The sequence below is a fragment of the Bradyrhizobium sp. genome (genome assembly GCF_035309285.1).
In the GTDB taxonomy this organism is placed as follows: domain Bacteria; phylum Pseudomonadota; class Alphaproteobacteria; order Rhizobiales; family Xanthobacteraceae; genus Bradyrhizobium.
Genome location: NZ_DATGFH010000140.1, coordinates 46,730 through 63,161, shown reverse-complemented (window position 1 = coordinate 63,161; position 16,432 = coordinate 46,730). Strand labels below are relative to the sequence as shown.

Genomic DNA, 16,432 nt, shown 5'->3' with positions numbered 1-16,432 from the left:
GACCATCTGCGCGCCCATGTTCTCGAACTTGTCCTCGAGCTCGATCTCCTTGGCGACGGTGACGCCGTCCTTGGTGATGCGGGGAGCGCCGAACGACTTGTCGAGCACCACGTTGCGGCCCTTCGGGCCGAGGGTGACCTTCACGGCATTGTTGAGGATGTCGACGCCGCGCAGGATACGGTCGCGCGCGTCGACGCCGAATTTGACTTCTTTGGCTGACATTTGATTTTCCCTGAGTTGGTTCTGTTTCACCTTGAGGAGGGGCGCCTTTGATTTGCACCGTTCGCTACGGCCTCGCTTCGCTCGGCCTGCTCGGGTGCCCGGCGCTCCTCAGGGTGAGCGGATGGGGGCTTAGGCCTTAGGCGGCCTTCTTCTTGGAAGCGCCGGCGTCGGTGAGAACGCCCATGATGTCGCTCTCCTTCATGATCAACAGCTCCTGGCCATCGATCTTGACCTCGGTGCCCGACCACTTGCCGAACAGCACGCGGTCGCCGACCTGGATGTCGATCGGGATCAGCTTGCCGCTCTCGTCGCGGCCACCGGGGCCGACGGCGATGACTTCGCCCTGCGAGGGCTTTTCCTTGGCAGTGTCGGGAATGATGATGCCGCCTGCGGTCTTCTCTTCGGCGTCGATGCGCTTAACCACGACGCGGTCGTGAAGCGGACGGAATTTCATGCAGTCCTCCTAAGATCTTGCAAGTGTTTGGAATTTTGGAGTGTTAGCAGTCTCTGCCAGCGAGTGCCAGCCCGAGCAGAATTGATTTAAGGCAGAGTTTTGGGGCGGGCAAGGGCTTCTAGCAGAAAAATTGGCACTCCGATGGCCGCCCTGCCAAATCTTGTCAGAGATCGTTAATGCTGCCGCCCCGCAGACACGGCAGCTAATCCGCGGTCCCATATCCGTATTAGCACGTGCGGTAAGCTGCTGCTAATGCGTGAATTTTCAACAACTCGTTAACCATTTGGGCTTGTGATGAGTTGGTTCACTGCGTCACATTTTGATCATGTGAGCGCATCTCCGCCGGGGTGGCTCCGGCAGGTAGCTACCACCGTAAAATGCGCTCCAGCAATGGAGGTTAGCATGGTGTCGCGGGTTGGGGCGGTTTCCGAAGACTTCCGGAAACTCGCGTTGGGCTACGGGCTGACGACGGCAGAGATCCTTTATCGGATGCCGGATCATCCCTCGCTGCTGCAGACTTACGTTTGGCAGAACTACGATCTGTTTCCGAAATTCCCGGCACTGCAGGATTTCCTGCGCTTCTGGCAAATGACGCTCGAGGGACCGCTCTATTCGGTCCGCGTCGCACATTCCAAGCTGATCAAGCCCGCGGAACTGCGCGCCGTCGACGGCGTGTTCCGCCTGCATTGATCCGCCTTCGCTCTACGCGCTTCGGAGCGACAAGTCCGCCTGGATTGTAGATTCGTAGGGTGGGCAAAGGCGCGAAGCGCCGTGCCCACCACCCTTTTCGCGAGCTTGTTGGTGGCGGGCACGCTTCCGCCTTCGTTCGTTGAGCTACGGCGGACGCGGTCGCTTTGCCCACCCTGCACATGTTATTCGTGTTAGGCTTTGCTCTCCAAACCTAGGGGAGAGCAACATGGCCAAGAAGAAATCCAAGAAGCCGGCCTCGCGCGCCGCGAGCAAAAAGGCCGCACAGAAGAAATCGCCGGCAGGCAAAGTTGCCGCCAAATCCACCGCGCGGCGGAAGCTGAAGACCAAGGGCAGGGCGGAAGCGCCGGCCAGGCGCGCGCGGCCGAAGCAGAGCGTCGCCATCAGCCACTACCGCGACGAAGACTTCAAGGCTGACGGGCTTCGCGCCTACGCGAAATATCGCGACCTCGGCATTGCGGACGCCACCCATGGCCTGGCCCGTGCGCATGTGATCCGGCTGGTCGGGCCGTGCAATCCGGACGAAGTCTCCAAGCTGCACTACCACGACGTCGAATTCCAGATGGTCTACGTGCTCAAGGGCTGGGTGAAGACCTACATGGAAGGCATTGGCGAGACGATGTTCCAGGTCGGCAGCGCCTGGACTCAGCCGCCAAAAATCCGGCATCTGATCATGGATTATTCCGACGACGCCGAGGTGCTCGAAATCATCCTGCCGGCGGATTTCGAGACGAAGGAATTGACCTCCTGATTGCTCTCGTCATTCCGGGATGCGTGCGAAGCACGCAGGCCCGGAATCCATAACCACAGAATTTGGTTGTGACACGAGCAGTCGGTTCCAGCCGTCTCACGTACAGAAGCCTGGGGTTATGGATTCCGGGCTCGCGCCAAGGGGCGCGCCCCGGAACGACGACGTCAGTGGTGTCGTCACGTCAGCACCCCCACGATCGCGCCGATCAGGCAGGTCGTCAATGTGCCCGAGACGATCGACTTCAGGCCGAGCGCATTGATCTCGTCGCGCCGCGTCGGCGCCATGGTGCCGAGGCCGCCGATCATGATGCCGAGGCTGCCGAAATTGGCAAAGCCGCACATCGCGTAGAGCATGATCAGTTTGGAGCGCGGATCGAGCGCATCAGGCGCAAGCTTTGAGAGATCGACATAAGCGATCAGCTCGTTCAGCACGGTCTTGGTGCCCATCAGGCTGCCGGCGGTGACGGCCTGCGGCCAGGGCAGGCCCATCAGCCAGCACACCGGCGCCATTATGGTACCCAGCACCCGCTGCAGCGAGATTTTTGCGCCGCCGACCTCCGGCAGCAGGCCGATGATGGCATTGGCGAGATAAACCAGCGCCACCAGCACGATCAGCATCGCAACGATATTGAGCAGGAGCTCGAGTCCTGCGGACGTGCCTTGCACGATCGCGTCCATGGTGCTGGCGGCTTTCATCTCGGGATCATCGAGCGCGCCGCCGGTGCGCTGGTCCTTCGTCTCCGGCACCATGATCAGGCTCACCAGGATCGCAGCCGGCGCGCCCAGCACGGAGGCGATCACGAAATGCGCCGCCGCATCGGGAATGAGCGGCGCCAGCAGCGTCGCATATAGCACCAGCACGGTGCCGGCGATGCCCGCCATGCCGCCGGTCATCACCAGGAACAACTCGCTGCGCGTCATCTGCGACAGATAAGGCCGCACGAACAGCGGCGATTCGACCATGCCGAGGAAGATGTTGGCCGCGGTGGAGAGACCTACCGCGCCGCCGACGCCAAGCGTGCGTTCGAGCAGCCACGCCATGCCACGCACGATCGGCGGCAACACGCGCCAATAGAACAGCAGCGTGGTCAGCACGCTCATGACCAGCACGATCGGCAGCGCCTGGAAGGCCAATATGAAATCCGCGCCAGGCGCCTTCAGGTCGAACGGCAGCGCGCCGCCGCCAACATAGCCGAACACGAACGAGGTGCCGGCACGCGAGGCGGCCGCGATCGTGCCGACCGCATCGTTGATGGCGCCAAAGGCGTTCGCGACGACCGGAAGCTTGATCAGGATCACGGCGGTGACGAGCGTCACCAGCAGTCCGATCGCCGCCTGCCTCAGGGACACCGCGCCGCGGTTCTCGCCGAATGCCCAGGCGAGCAAGAGCAGGGCGACGATGCCGAATGCCGATTGCAGTTGAAGCATGAATCCTCCGCGAGCGCCGCGCCGAGTATGGCAGCGGCCGCCGGCCAAGCGCAATGCCGTGATGCCCCGATGGGCGTTGACACGAGGCTTTCGCTCGGCCACCGATCGCGCATGTCATCGCTCGCAACGGCCGGCGCGGGCGCTCTGCTCCGGCAGCCCTCCCTGATCTTCTTCCTGCTATCGCGCAGCCTGTCGCGGTTCTCGACCCAGATCGGCGCGGTCGCGATCGGTTGGCAAATCTATGATCTCTCCGGCAGCGCCTTCGCGCTCGGCATGGTCGGGCTGGTGCAGTTTCTCCCCACCGCGCTGCTCGTTTTGGTCGCGGGCCATGCGGCCGACCGATTCGAGCGCAAGCGCGTGGTGCAGGTCTGCCAGATCATTGAAGCGGCAACCGCGCTGTTTCTCGGCTGGGGCTCCTATGCCGGCTGGCTCAACGAGGTGCATATCTTCATCGCGACCTTCGTGCTGGGCACGACGGGCGCGTTCGAGAGCCCGGCGACCGCCGCGCTACTGCCGCTGATCGCGCCGCAGGGAACGCTGCAGCGCGCGACCGCGCTATCGAGCGGCGCCATTCAGATTGCGACCATCACCGGGCCGGCGCTCGGCGGGCTCGCCTATGCGGTCGCGCCCGGGCTGCCCTATGGCATCATGGTGCTGTTTTGGCTGCTTGCGGTGCTGCTCACCGGCGCGATCCGTGTGATCGCGCAAGCGCCGGCGACGGGCTCGGCCTCGGCCGGCGACGTCTTTGCCGGCGTGAGGTTCATCCGGAGCAATCCGGCGATTCTCGGCACGATCTCGCTCGATCTGTTCGCGGTGCTGTTCGGCGGCGTGGTGGCGCTATTGCCGATCTATGCGCGCGACATCCTCGAGGCCGGGCCGTTCGGTCTCGGCGTGCTGCGCGCCTCGCCCGCGATCGGCGCGCTCCTGATGACGACGATTCTTGCGCGCCACACCATCAACCGCCGCGTCGGATTACGCATGTTCCAGGCGGTGATCGTGTTCGGCGCTGCGACGGTGGTGTTTTCGCTGTCGCACTGGATGTGGTTGTCGATGCTGGCGCTCGCTGTCCTTGGCGCCGCCGACACCGTGAGCGTGGTGATCCGCTTCTCGCTGGTGCAACTGCGCACGCCGAACGAGATGCGCGGCCGCGTCGGTGCGGTGAATTTCCTCTTCATCAACGCATCCAACCAGCTCGGCCAGTTCGAGAGCGGCGTGACCGCGGCGCTGTTCGGCGCCATGCCGGCTGCCGTGCTCGGCGGCGTCGCCACGATTGCCATTGCGTTGATCTGGATGAAGCTGTTTCCCTCGCTGCGCGAGGTCGAGAAGCTGGAGTGACTATTCGGCAGGCTGCGCGGCGACGGCTGTAGCGGGCTTAAACAGCTTTTGCAGCAGATAGCCGGCAAAGGCCGGCGCGATGAATCCGGGTCCGGGCAGTTGCAGGTTGCCGAACAGGAGCTGCAGCGCCGGGGTCCAGAACACGAGTTGCGCCAGCCGCCGACCGAGATCATCGAGCTTCTCTTCCGCGATCAGCGCAACTGCAGCGAAGGTGAGCGGCAACAGATCATAGGCGCCCATATAGGGTGAGGCGGACACGCCGCAGGCAAAGAACAGCGTCTGCAACAGCTGCGGATCGGCATCGCGCCGAAAGCGGAATGCGAGCGAGACCGCGGCGACGCCAGCGAGCGTGAAGACGTACTGGATCATCTCGCCGATGTGGTTGCCGACCACGCCGCGGATATTCATGAAGATCGAGGGCTGGAACGGCATCGCGGTGCCTGCGGAATCCTGCAGCACCTCGCGCTGCAGCGGCAGCGCCTTCACGATGTAATCGTGCCAGCTCGCGATGTCGCCGATCGCGACGCTGGCGGCGAGCAGCGCAATCGTCGTCGCTGCGGCCGCGAAAAATACTTTCCATCGTCCCGAGGCGATCAGCGCGAACGGAAAGAGAAAGCCGAGCTGCGGCTTGACCGTGAGCATGCCGATCAGCACGCCCGAGATGATCGGCTGCCTGTCGAGGAGCGCGAAGATCGCGAGCAGCGCGGCGGTGGTGATGAACGAGCTCTGGCCTGAGAGCACGCACATCAGCGCCGCAGGCGAGACCAGCACGACCACGAGCGTGCGGAGGTCCTTGACCTCGCGCCGGCCGGCGAGAGTGAAGGCGAGCAGGCTCACCACAAACCAGGCTAACAGCGCCGGGAAATAGCTGAGCAGTCCGAATGGCGCCATCACCACCAGCGCGGTCGGCGGGTTCGGCCAGTTCTGGCCGGGATAGCCGGGCCCGAGCAGATGCGCGAGCGTGTCGTTGTAGGTAGCAATATCGTAGTAGCGCGCCGGGTCGGGCTCGAAGGCGGCGACGCCATACATCCATAAATTCAGGAAATCGCGCCCGACTATCAGAGTCGCCTTGTCGCGCGGAAACGCGCCCGTCCAGTTGGTCGTGAGGAGGTAGCTCATCAACGTCAGCAGAAACAGGGCGCCGCCAAGCAAGAGCAGCGCGCGCAAAAATTCCGCGTTGGCGGGCTCGCGCATGTCGGGCGCCAGGCTTTGCAGGAAGCGGCGCAAGCCGTTCGTCGCTCCGGCAGGCTGGGAGGTTGAGTCTGGCATGGTGAGTCCGCGCGGCTTTTCGCACCCAAAGCGAGCTTAGGGAGTGCGAATTAAGATATTCTTAGGGGGAACGCCGCAAAGCTTCAGGAGTCTGTGCCCTGAACGCGCGTCATTTCATGAGCCACGGCACGGCAGCGGGCTTCTCCATGAATTGCGTCGTCATCCCAGCGTACCGCGCGGCCGGCACCATCCTGCCGGTGATCGCCGGCATCGGCCCGGAAATCGCGCTGATCGTCGTGGTCGATGACGGTTGCCCCGAAGGCACCGGCGTCATGGTCGCCAACCGCTGCGGCGACCCGCGCGTCGTGACGCTGATGCACGACAAGAACCAGGGCGTCGGCGGCGCCTTCCTCACAGGCATGCGGTACGCGATCGGGCGCGGCGCCGACATCATCGTCAAGGTCGATGCCGATGGCCAGATGAACCCGGCGCAGGTGCCGGCACTGATCCACACCATCGCGAGCGGGCAAGCCGATTACGTCAAGGGCGACCGCTTCTTCTTCCTCACCAACGCGGCATCGATGCCGCCGGTACGACGCTTCGGCAATCTCGTGCTGTCGTTCCTGGCCAAACTATCGAGCGGCTACTGGACCATCATGGATCCGACCAACGGCTTCTTCGCGATCCATGCCCGCGTCGCCGAATTGCTCGACGACGAGCGGATCGCAAAGCGCTTCTTCTTCGAGACAGACCTGCTGTTCCATCTCGGCCTGATCCGCGCCAAGGTCGTGGAATTTCCGATGCGCGCCTCCTATGGCAACGAGGTCTCGAACCTGCGGGTGTCGCATCAGCTCGGGCCGTTCCTGGCCGGGCACTTGCGCAACACCACGCGCCGTGTCCTCTATCGCTATTTCTTCCGCGATTTCTCGCTGGCCTCGCTGCAGCTCGTCGCCGGCAGCGCGCTGTTTCTCTTCGGCCTGGTGTTTGGCCTCTATCATTGGTGGGCGGCGCCGCCCGACCAATTAGTGCCAACCGGCACCATCATGATCGCGGCGCTGACGTTCCTGATCGGCTTCCAGCTCGTGCTGTCGTTCCTCAACTACGACATCAGCGCCAGCCCGCGCGAGCCGCTGCATCCGTTCCTGGGGAAGGGTTGGCAAGCGACAGCGGACGCGTCGGAAAAGACGGGCGTTGCAGAAGGCAACGGCGAGCAGGCTGAAGCAGCGCGCCGCAAGGCTTGAGCCTTAGCCGCGTCCCACGAACGGCATCTTCGATGCCATCACCGTCATGAACAGCACGTTGGCGTCCAGCGGCAGCGTCGCCATGTAGGCCACGGCATCGCCGACCGCCTTCGCGTCCATGCGCGGCTCGTGCTTCATCGTGCCATCAGGCTGCATCACGCCGGGACCGTCGACCATACGATCGGTCATGGGGGTTGCGGCATTGCCGATATCGATCTGTCCGACCGCGATGTCATACTTGCGGCCGTCGAGATTGCACGACTTGGTCAGGCCCGTGATAGCGTGCTTGGTTGAGGTATAGGCCGAGGAGTACGGCCGCGGCGCATGCGCCGAGATCGAGCCGTTATTGATGATCCGGCCGCCGCGCGGGTTCTGGTCCTTCATGATGCGGAAGGCGTGCTGCGTGCACAGGAATGGCCCGGTGAGATTGGTGTTCACGACCGCCTGCCATTGCGCCAGCGGCAGGTCCTCGAAATTCACGGGCGGGGCGCCCATGCCGGCATTGTTGAAGAGCACGTCGAGCCGGCCATAGGTGTCCTGCACCCTCTTGAACAGCGCGGCGATCGATTCCGGATTGGTCATGTCGGCGGTGACGGGCAGGCTCTTGCCGATATTGTCGCCGAGCTTGGCGGTCTCCTCCAGCATCTCCTTGCGGCGGCCGGCGAGCACCACGGTGAAGCCGGCCTTCATCAGTGCGAGCGACGCCGCGCGTCCGACGCCGGTGCCGGCACCGGTCACAACGGCGATCTTGTTGGTTCCGTCGGTCATGGTTTCCTCACTTCTTACTTTTTTGCTTCCGCTTCGGATTTGTAGGGCGGACGGGGAATGTTCTGATGCGCCGCGCGCAGCGCCGCCGACCAGCGCGAGCGGAGATCGTGGAAATAGGGCTCGCCGGCCTCGATGCGGTGATTGAGATCGGCCTCGCAGGTGTCTGCGCGCACCACCAGCACGTCGATCGGAAGTCCAACGCCGAGATTGGAACGCATGGTCGAGTCCATCGAGATCAGGCCGGTCTTCAGCGCGTCGTAAAGCTCGACGTCGTAATGCATGGCGCGGTCGAGCACCGGCTTGCCATATTTGTGCTCGCCGATCTGCAAATAGGGCGTGTCGGTGGTGCATTCGATGAAGTTGCCGGCGGTATAGACCATGAAGAGCCGCATTCGCGCGCCCTTGATCTGACCACCGAACAGAAAGGAGACGTCGAAGCTCACATCTTCGGATTTCAGCGCCGGTCCCTCGGTCGCATGCACGGCGCGGATGGCGCGGCCGATGCGCTGCGCGGCCTGGAACATTGTCGGCGCGTTCATCAGCGTCTCGACATCGCCGGTGTCGGGATCTTCCATGCCTTCGGTCAGGATCGACAGCACCGATTGGCTGATCGCGAGATTGCCGGCGCTCGCGATCGCCATGATGCGATCCCCGGGCTTACTGAAGATATGGAGCTTGCGGAAGGTCGAGATGTTGTCGAGGCCGGCATTGGTGCGGGTGTCGGCGATCATGACGAGCCCGTCCCGTACCAGAATCCCGCAACAATAGGTCATTTCAGCGATCCCCAACGCAACGCCGTGCGCGGGATTTCTAGCCAATTTCAGCGCACGGTCCAACCCCAATTCCCGTATGGCGGCGGCGCTGCGAAGCGCGTACCCACCACTGCCATCACGCACGATCACGGTGGGCACGGCGCGAAGAGCGCTTGGACAAATACCTTCCGTCGTCATTCCGGGGCGCGACGAAGTCGCGAGCCCGGAATCCATAACCCCAGTCCGTGGTTATGGATTCCGGGGTCTGCGTGCTTCGCACGCATTCCGGAATGACGATGCCGATAGAGTCTTACGACCAGGCTACGACTGGCTCTGCCACTGCGACTGCCCGGGCCGCCCGGCCTGATCGACCCTGACCGACACCGTCAGCGTCTCCGCGCCACCGCCATAGCGCGTGCCGCGCACGGGGGCGGCGCCGAGATAGTCGAGGCCGATAGCGACGCGGGCGTGGGCCTCCGTGGTGCAGATGCAGTTCGCCGGATCGAAGCCGACCCAGCCGAGATCGGGCACACAGGCTTCCGCCCAGGCATGTCCCGCGGCCTGGTTGATAGTGCCGTCGGAGCGCAGGAAGTGACCGGAGACGAAGCGCGCCGGCACGCCGCCGGAGCGGGCGCAGGCGATGAAGATGTGGGCGTAGTCCTGGCACACGCCGCGCTTGAGGCCGAAGGCTTCGACCGCCGACGTGCCGCTGTTGGTCGGGTCCTCGTCGAAGGTCATGTGCTCGTTGACCTGCGTCATCAGCGTATGCAGGAAGCCCAGCGTGTCTTCCTCGGATTCGGCGCGGAGCTGGCGCGCAAACGCCGCCATCGCCGGATTGACCGTGGTCAGCGGCGTCGGTCGCAGAAACAGGCTCGGCGGGAAGCGCTCGTCGGTGCCGCGCAGCACGCCGCCAGTGTCGTGCGTCTCGATCAGCCCGCCGACCGTGATGGTGAGGTCCTCGATCGCTCCGTGCGTCATCACGTGCGTGACGTTGCCAAAGGCGTCCTCATGCATGGCCAGACGCGAGTCGGCCGAGACGTCGATCTGCCATTCGGCGACATATTGGCCGTCGTGACTGCCCGGCGTCATCCGCAGGATCTGGATGACACCAGTCGCCGCCGGCTCGTAGCAGTAGGTGGTGGAGTGAGAAATTCGCAGGCGCATGGCGTGTCAACTCGTCGTCATTCCGGGGCGATGCGAAGCATCGAACCCGGAATCTCGAGATTCCGGGTCTGGCGCTCACGCGCCATCCCGGAATGACGGCATTTAATGGTCCGGCACCTCTCCATCAAATCAAATACTGCCTCGTGATGATTTCGCCGAGCCGCGAATTATCCGCGATGAACTCCTGGATGAACTCGTGCACGCCGTGCTGGAAGATGTCGTTCATGTTCGAATGCTCGAGCCGGTTGCGGATGCCGCGGGCGTGGCGCTGCGCCGGGCCCTGGCGGCCATAGGCGACGCCGATCTGGTCGAGGTTGCGCACGAGATTACCGTAGCAGCTTGCAAGCGAGCGCGGCAGCGAATCGTTGAGGATGAGCAGATCCGCGATCAGCCAGGGTTTCAGCGTTTCGCGGTAGACCCAGTGATAGGCCGTCTGCGCCGAGACCGAGCGCAGGATCGAGCTCCACTGGTAGAAATCGAGCGGGCCGCCGACGTGCTCCTCTTCGGGCAGCAGCACGTGATATTTGACGTCAAGGATGCGCGCGGTGTTGTCCGCGCGCTCCAGATGCACGCCCAGCCGCGAGAACCAGTAGGCATCGTTGCGCAGCATGGTCCGGTAGGCCGAGCCGTCGAAGCGGAGCGAAGCCTCCTGCACGAAGCGCAGGAAATTTGCCAGCTCCTCGCGGGTCGACGCCCCCTTGCTCCAGACCTCCTGCAGCTCCAGCCAGGCGCCGTTGATGGTGTCCCACATCTCGCTGGTCAGTGCGGTGCGCACCGAGCGGGAGTTGAGCCGCGCGGCCTCGATGCAGTTGCGGATCGAGGAGGAGTTTTCGTGCGAGAACGACAGATATTCGACGACGTTCTGCTCGTTGGCTTCTTTGTAGGCCGCAAAGAAGCTGTCGCTGACGCCTGCGGTGAGCAACGCCGATTCCCACTCGTTGGTCTTGCCGATATAGGCGGCGGGTAGCGCCGTGACGCGCAAGGTCGCATCGATCGTGCGCGCGATATATTCGGCCCGCTCGACATAGCGGGCGAGCCAATAGAGGTTTTCGGCGGTGCGCGACAGCATGCGGGGCTTACTCGTCCAAAATCCAGGTGTCCTTGGTGCCGCCGCCTTGGCTCGAATTGACCACGAGCGAGCCTTCCTTCAGCGCCACGCGCGTCAGCCCGCCCGGCACGATGGTGGTGAGTTTGCTCCCCGTCAGCACGAAGGGGCGCAGATCGACGTGCCGCGGGGCGAGGCCCGACGCGGTGCAGGTCGGACAGGTCGAGAGCGCGAGCGTCGGCTGCGCAATGAAACCCTCGGGCTCGCGCTTCAGCTTGTCGCGGAACGCCTCGATCGTCGCCTTCGTCGCCGCAGGGCCGATCAGCATGCCGTAGCCGCCCGAGCCGTGCACCTCCTTGACCACGAGGTCCGAGAGATTGTCGAGCACATAGGAGAGATCTTTCGGTTCCCGGCAACGCCAGGTCGGCACGTTCTTCAGGATCGGCTCCTCGCCGAGATAGAATTTCACGACGTCCGGCATGTAGGAATAGATCGCCTTGTCGTCGGCAATGCCGGTGCCGACGGCGTTTGCAAGCGTGATGTTACCGGCCGCATAGGCCGACATCAGGCCGGGGACGCCCAGCACGGAATCCGGGCGGAAGGTGAGGGGATCGAGGAAGTCGTCGTCTACGCGGCGGTAGATGACGTCGACCCGCTTCAGCCCCTCGGTGGTGCGCATGAACACCTCTTCGTTCTTGACGATGAGGTCTCTCCCTTCGACGAGCTCGATGCCGAGCTTGTCGGCGAGGAAGGAATGCTCGTAATAGGCGGAGTTGTACACGCCGGGGGTGAGGAGGGCCACCGTCGGCTCGGCCGAGGCGCCGCCAGGTGCCACCGATCGAAGGGCCGCGAGCAATTCATCCGGATAACGCTCGACCGGCGCGACGCGGTGGCGGGCGAACAGGTCCGGAAACAGCCGCATCATGATCTCGCGGTTTTCCAGCATGTAGGATACGCCGGACGGCGTTCGCGCATTGTCCTCCAGCACGATGAAGTCGTTGGCGTCGACCCGGACGATGTCGATCCCGGCGATGTGGACATAGACGTCGTGCGGCACGCTCTGGCCGTTCATCTCCGGCCGGAACACCGGGTTCTGGAAGATCAGATCTTCCGGCACTATTCCGGCGCGGAGAATGTCGCGGCCATGGTAGATGTCGCGCAGGAACATGTTGAGCGCTCTCACGCGCTGGCGCAGGCCCTTTTCCAGGATGCCCCATTCCCTGCCGGAGAGGATGCGGGGGATGACATCGAACGGGATCAGCCGTTCCTGGGCCTCGGCGTCGCCATAGACGGCGAAGGTGATGCCGATCCGGCGGAACAAGAGCTCGGCTTCCTGGCGGCGATAGTCGAGGGCCTCCGGAGGCGTCTCCTTGAGCCAGCGGGAGAGCTCGGAATAGGCCGCGCGGAGGTCGCCCCCGGGACCGTTCATCTCATCGAACGCAACTGCCATAGAACCCGATGCTTGTTGGGGTCACGCGCAACACTGCATGACCTGACGGGGTGGTAGCAAGGCCCGGGCCAGCACGATATGCAACGTCAAGCGGCATTTGGTCTTGATGGCGGCGGGCTTGCCTGAAAAAATGGCTGCAAGGTGCTTATTTCGGCAGCAAACCCCCGTGACTTCAAGAGGTTGCCCCGGCAAGTTCGAGAACGTCGGCAGGGGAAAACGGGAAGGCTTAGGGAGTGGTCATGAGCGAGATCGTCACCGCGGGGATATTGGTGATCGGCGACGAGATCCTGTCCGGGCGGACCAAGGACAAGAATATCGGCTTCATCGCGGAATACCTCACCAATATCGGGATCGACCTGAAGGAGGTCAGGATCGTCGCCGATGAGGAAGCGGACATCATCGCCGCGCTGGACGCGCTGCGCAGCCGCTACACCTACGTCTTCACCACCGGCGGCATCGGCCCAACCCATGACGACATCACGGCCGACAGCGTGGCCAAGGCGTTTGGGGTTGGCATCGACCACCATCCGGAAGTCGTGGCGCGATTCAGGGAGCGCTGGAGCGGGCAGGATCTGAATGAGGCGCGGCTGCGCATGGCGCGCATCCCCGACGGAGCCGAGCTGATCCAGAGCGCGACCATTCTGGCGCCCGGCTTCAAGATCGGCAATGTGATCGTGATGGCGGGCGTGCCGGCGATCATGCAGGCGATGATGGACATCGTGGCGCCGAAGCTGAAATCGGGCGTCAAGATGCTGTCGGAATCGGTCCGGGCCAATGCCAGGGAAGGCGACATCGGCGGACCCTTGCGGACCATCGCCAACTCCCATCCCGACACCATCATCGGCAGCTATCCCTTTCTCGACGAGAACCAGAAGCCGAACACCAATCTCGTGGTGCGCTCGCGCGACCCGGACAAGCTCACCGCCGCCATGAACGCGGTGAAGGAGATGCTGGCGGGATTGAATGTAGCGCGCTAGCGATTGGCTTGGCGAACAAACGGAAGCGACATGGACAAGAATGCAGACCTGATCGCGCAGGAGCGGGCCGGAAAGGCATTTCCGGTCTCCTGGGATCAGTTTCATCGGGATTGCCGGGCGCTGACCTGGCGGCTCAACGAGGTCGGCCCGTTCCGGGCGGTCATTGCCATTACCCGCGGCGGGCTGGTGCCGGCGGCGATCGTGGCGCGCGAGCTCGGTATCCGCACCATCGATACCGTCTGCATCGCGAGCTACGACCACACCAAGCAGGGCGAGTTGAGTGTGCTGAAGGGTGTTTCGGAGGAGGTGGCAAAGCTCGGCGGCGGCACCGGCAAGGGATTGCTGATTGTCGATGACCTCGTCGACACCGGCAAGACCGGGCGGCTGGTGCGGAAACTGCTGCCGGACGCCCATTTCGCCACCGTCTACGCCAAGCCGAAGGGCCGGCCGCTGGTCGATACCTTCATCACCGAAGTGTCGCAGGACACCTGGATCCATTTCCCCTGGGACACCGCGCTGTCCTTTGCGCCGCCGCTGCGGGAGTGATCGTTCTTCACCTCGCCCCGCTTGCGGGGAGAGGTCGACTTGCGAAGCAAGTCGGGTGAGGGGACTCTCCACGAGTCCGTCTCTCACCGAGTTTGCCGAAGCAGCCCCTCACCCCAACCCTCTCCGCGCAAGGGCGGGGAGAGGGGGAAGGAAAGCGATGCCCCTGCAAAACCGCGTCACGCCGACGGGAAACATCATCGCCACGCCGCATCGCGGCCTGTTCACTGGCAACCGCGGCATCATCCATGACCCCGCCACCAGGACGCTCCTGAAAAAGCGCTGGTCGACGCCGGCTTGGCTCACCTGCGTGCTGGAATTTCGCGGGCAGCGGCGCAAGGTGATGGGCGGGCGGAGCTGGACCGAGCTGTTCTTTCTCGATGAAGCGACAGCCTTCGCCGCCGGCCATCGCCCCTGCTTCTTCTGCCGCCGTGACGACGCCAACCGCTTTCGCGCGGCATGGGAAGCCGGCAACTGCCGCGGAGACGTGCTCGCGTCCGAGATAGATGCAGTGCTGCATCATGAGCGGCTCGCCAGCGGCAAGACGCTGCATCCGCTGCCGATGACAATCGAGAAGCTGCCCGACGGCGCCATGGTGCAGGACGGCGAGGACAGCTTCCTGATCACGCAGGGCAGAGCATTGAAATGGTCGCCGGCCGGCTATACCGCGGCTGAGCGCGCGCTCGATCACGCGATGCTGCTGACGCCGCCGTCCACGGTGCGCGCGTTTGCAGCCGGCTATCGGCCGGTGCTGCATCCAAGTGTTGGTCTGTAAGCTCGCCCACTGATGCCTCGTAGCCCGCGTGAGCGACAGCGATACGCGGGATAGTCCCGCATGGCGCTTCGCTTATGCGGGCTACGAGGTCACTTCATCGCGTGGCCGTTCTCATCCACGCTCATGCGGGAGTCACGCAGCGTCCATTCCTTGATGATCTGCCGGCATTTTTGCAGTTGGGCGTCGTCCGGCGCGGTTGAGCCCTTGCCTTGCGGCTGGGCGGTGCGATCCACCATGGCCTTGCAGGCATTGAGTTGGTCGCGCTCGCCCGGGCGCGCGACTGCCGCCGTCGTAGCTAGAACAAGCGCGATCGGCAGAACGCGCAACGCGTCAAATGACCTCATGCGAGCTTCTGCCGCGCGAGCTTGGCGCCTTCGCCGAGCGCCAGCAGTTTCGCTTCGGCGATCTCGCGCCGCATTGGCGCCATGCCGCAATTGGTGGTCGCGACGATATTGGCCTTCGGCACGAATTTCGCGACGTCCTCGATCACCTTGACGACGTCCTCCGCGGTCTCGACGGTGTCGCTTGCAACATCGATGACGCCGGCCTGCACCACCTTGTTCGGCAGAAGCCCGAGCAATTCCAGCGGTACCTTGGAATTGCGGCATTCGATCGCGACCTGCTGGATCGCGCTCTTGTCGATCGAGGGGAATGTCTCTTCATATTGCCGCCATTCGCCGCCCAGCGTCTTTTTCCAGTCCGTATTGGCCTTGATGCCGTAGCCGTAGCAGATGTGCACGGCGGTGGCGCAGAACAGCCCTTCGGCTGCGCGCTCGAGCGCCTTGATGCCCCAGTCGCGGACCTGATCCATGTAGACGTTGAAGGCGGGCTCGTCGAACTGGATCACGTCGACGCCGTCGGCCTGCAGCGCCTTGGCCTCTTCGTTGAGAAGCTCGGCGAAGGCGAACGCCATCTTGATGCGGTCGCCATAATACTTGTCGGCGATGGTATCGATGATGGTCATCGGGCCGGGCAGGGTGAACTTCACCTTCTTCGTCGTGTGGGTGCGGGCGACGCGAGCTTCATCGGCATGGACGCGGCCCTTGAGTTGCAACGGCGCCACCACCTGCGGCACCATCGCCTTGTAGCGGTCGGCGCGGATTCCCATCTCGACCTTGTGGGCGAAATCTATGCCCTCGATCTTCTCGAGGAAACCATGCACGAAATGCTGCCGCGCCTGCTCGCCTTCCGTGACGATGTCGATACCGGAATCCTCCTGCAGCTTGACCGCAAGCAGCGTCGCATCGCGCTTGGCGCGTGCCAGCTCCGCGCCGGAGGATTTCCACGGCGCCCACAGCGTATTGGGTTCGGCCAGCCATTCCGGCTTCGGCAGCGAGCCCGCGATGGTGGTTGGAAACAGCATGAGGGCCTCCCGGCTAGTTCTGATTGAGCGCCTGTCTGCCATGTCCTATGCTTGAGGTACAGAACAACAAAAGTCTTTGTGATGGGGAATAAGGGGCCGATGATTGGCCTTGTACCGGCGCGAACGGGCTGGGCCGGAGGGCCGGTCTCCGTCATTGCGAGCCAACGGGTCCGCGCGCAGCGCGGCCCGATGACAGGCTCCGCGAAGCAATCCAGGATGTTCCCGCGGAGATAGTCTGGATTGCTTCG

18 protein-coding genes are annotated in these 16,432 nt (G+C 63.7%); 7 read left to right on the top strand and 11 right to left on the bottom strand.

Annotation, left to right across the window (positions count from 1 at the left end; all coding sequences use genetic code 11):
- Together VKR55_RS26415 and groES are read right to left on the bottom strand one after the other, a co-directional pair.
- Positions 1–222: TCP-1/cpn60 chaperonin family protein (locus VKR55_RS26415; protein WP_324408007.1), on the bottom strand; the 222-nt coding region annotated here is incomplete at its 3' end.
- A gap of 136 nt (positions 223–358) precedes the next feature.
- Positions 359–676, bottom strand: a complete 318-nt coding sequence (gene groES, locus VKR55_RS26410; RefSeq protein ID WP_324408005.1) for a co-chaperone GroES — start codon at positions 674–676, stop codon at positions 359–361.
- A 402-nt stretch (positions 677–1,078) separates the two neighbouring features.
- Here groES and VKR55_RS26405 point away from each other — a divergent pair, with 402 nt between their 5' ends.
- Positions 1,079–1,366 carry an usg protein gene (locus VKR55_RS26405; protein WP_324408003.1) on the top strand — a complete coding sequence of 96 codons (288 nt, stop codon included), beginning with the start codon at positions 1,079–1,081 and terminating at the stop codon, positions 1,364–1,366.
- A gap of 226 nt (positions 1,367–1,592) precedes the next feature.
- The gene (locus VKR55_RS26400; RefSeq protein WP_324408001.1) at positions 1,593–2,135 is read left to right on the top strand and encodes a cupin domain-containing protein; all 543 of its coding nucleotides are present in this window, start codon (positions 1,593–1,595) and stop codon (positions 2,133–2,135) included.
- Positions 2,136–2,311: 176 nt separating this feature from the next.
- On the opposite strand, the gene VKR55_RS26395 is transcribed toward VKR55_RS26400, so the two are convergent.
- Positions 2,312–3,562, bottom strand: a complete 1,251-nt coding sequence (locus tag VKR55_RS26395; RefSeq protein ID WP_324407999.1) for a NupC/NupG family nucleoside CNT transporter — start codon at positions 3,560–3,562, stop codon at positions 2,312–2,314.
- A gap of 111 nt (positions 3,563–3,673) precedes the next feature.
- On the opposite strand from VKR55_RS26395, the gene VKR55_RS26390 reads away from it, so the two are divergent.
- Positions 3,674–4,897 carry an MFS transporter gene (locus VKR55_RS26390; protein WP_324407998.1) on the top strand — a complete coding sequence of 408 codons (1,224 nt, stop codon included), beginning with the start codon at positions 3,674–3,676 and terminating at the stop codon, positions 4,895–4,897.
- Here the strand turns inward: VKR55_RS26390 and VKR55_RS26385 are convergent, their stop codons facing one another.
- Positions 4,898–6,166: a glycosyltransferase family 87 protein gene (locus VKR55_RS26385; RefSeq protein WP_324407997.1), complete on the bottom strand. Its 1,269-nt coding sequence runs from the start codon at positions 6,164–6,166 to the stop codon at positions 4,898–4,900.
- Positions 6,167–6,282: 116 nt separating this feature from the next.
- Between VKR55_RS26385 and VKR55_RS26380 the strand changes: the two genes are divergently transcribed.
- Positions 6,283–7,347 (top strand): glycosyltransferase family 2 protein, encoded by a 1,065-nt coding sequence (locus tag VKR55_RS26380; RefSeq protein ID WP_324407995.1) that lies wholly within the window; start codon positions 6,283–6,285, stop codon positions 7,345–7,347.
- A gap of 3 nt (positions 7,348–7,350) precedes the next feature.
- On the opposite strand, the gene VKR55_RS26375 is transcribed toward VKR55_RS26380, so the two are convergent.
- The 5 genes from VKR55_RS26375 to VKR55_RS26355 form a co-directional block, all read right to left on the bottom strand.
- The gene (locus VKR55_RS26375) at positions 7,351–8,115 is read right to left on the bottom strand and encodes an SDR family oxidoreductase (protein ID WP_324407993.1); all 765 of its coding nucleotides are present in this window, start codon (positions 8,113–8,115) and stop codon (positions 7,351–7,353) included.
- A 14-nt stretch (positions 8,116–8,129) separates the two neighbouring features.
- Positions 8,130–8,888, bottom strand: coding sequence for a proteasome-type protease (locus tag VKR55_RS26370; RefSeq protein ID WP_324407991.1), 759 nt, complete (start codon positions 8,886–8,888; stop codon positions 8,130–8,132).
- Positions 8,889–9,188: 300 nt separating this feature from the next.
- The gene (locus tag VKR55_RS26365) at positions 9,189–10,031 is read right to left on the bottom strand and encodes a transglutaminase family protein (protein WP_324407989.1); all 843 of its coding nucleotides are present in this window, start codon (positions 10,029–10,031) and stop codon (positions 9,189–9,191) included.
- 124 nt (positions 10,032–10,155) lie between these two features.
- A complete protein-coding gene (locus VKR55_RS26360) occupies positions 10,156–11,100 on the bottom strand; it encodes an alpha-E domain-containing protein (RefSeq protein WP_324407988.1) in 945 nt (314 codons plus the stop codon).
- 7 nt (positions 11,101–11,107) lie between these two features.
- A complete protein-coding gene (locus VKR55_RS26355) occupies positions 11,108–12,526 on the bottom strand; it encodes a circularly permuted type 2 ATP-grasp protein (protein WP_324407985.1) in 1,419 nt (472 codons plus the stop codon).
- A 239-nt stretch (positions 12,527–12,765) separates the two neighbouring features.
- Between VKR55_RS26355 and VKR55_RS26350 the strand changes: the two genes are divergently transcribed.
- The 3 genes from VKR55_RS26350 to VKR55_RS26340 all read left to right on the top strand — a co-directional run bounded on the left by VKR55_RS26350 (position 12,766) and on the right by VKR55_RS26340 (position 14,821).
- A complete protein-coding gene (locus tag VKR55_RS26350; protein WP_324407983.1) occupies positions 12,766–13,503 on the top strand; it encodes a competence/damage-inducible protein A in 738 nt (245 codons plus the stop codon).
- A 30-nt stretch (positions 13,504–13,533) separates the two neighbouring features.
- Entirely contained in the window at positions 13,534–14,049 is a 516-nt protein-coding gene (gpt, locus tag VKR55_RS26345) for a xanthine phosphoribosyltransferase (RefSeq protein WP_324407981.1), read from the top strand.
- A gap of 157 nt (positions 14,050–14,206) precedes the next feature.
- Entirely contained in the window at positions 14,207–14,821 is a 615-nt protein-coding gene (locus tag VKR55_RS26340) for a hypothetical protein (RefSeq protein WP_324407979.1), read from the top strand.
- A gap of 89 nt (positions 14,822–14,910) precedes the next feature.
- Here VKR55_RS26340 and VKR55_RS26335 read toward each other — a convergent pair whose 3' ends face one another.
- On the bottom strand, positions 14,911–15,165 hold the full coding sequence (locus VKR55_RS26335) for a hypothetical protein (protein ID WP_324407978.1): 255 nt from the start codon (positions 15,163–15,165) through the stop codon (positions 14,911–14,913).
- Entirely contained in the window at positions 15,162–16,184 is a 1,023-nt protein-coding gene (locus tag VKR55_RS26330; RefSeq protein ID WP_324407976.1) for a methionine synthase, read from the bottom strand. Before VKR55_RS26330 ends, VKR55_RS26335 begins: the two co-directional genes overlap by 4 nt.
- Positions 16,185–16,432: the final 248 nt, after the last annotated feature.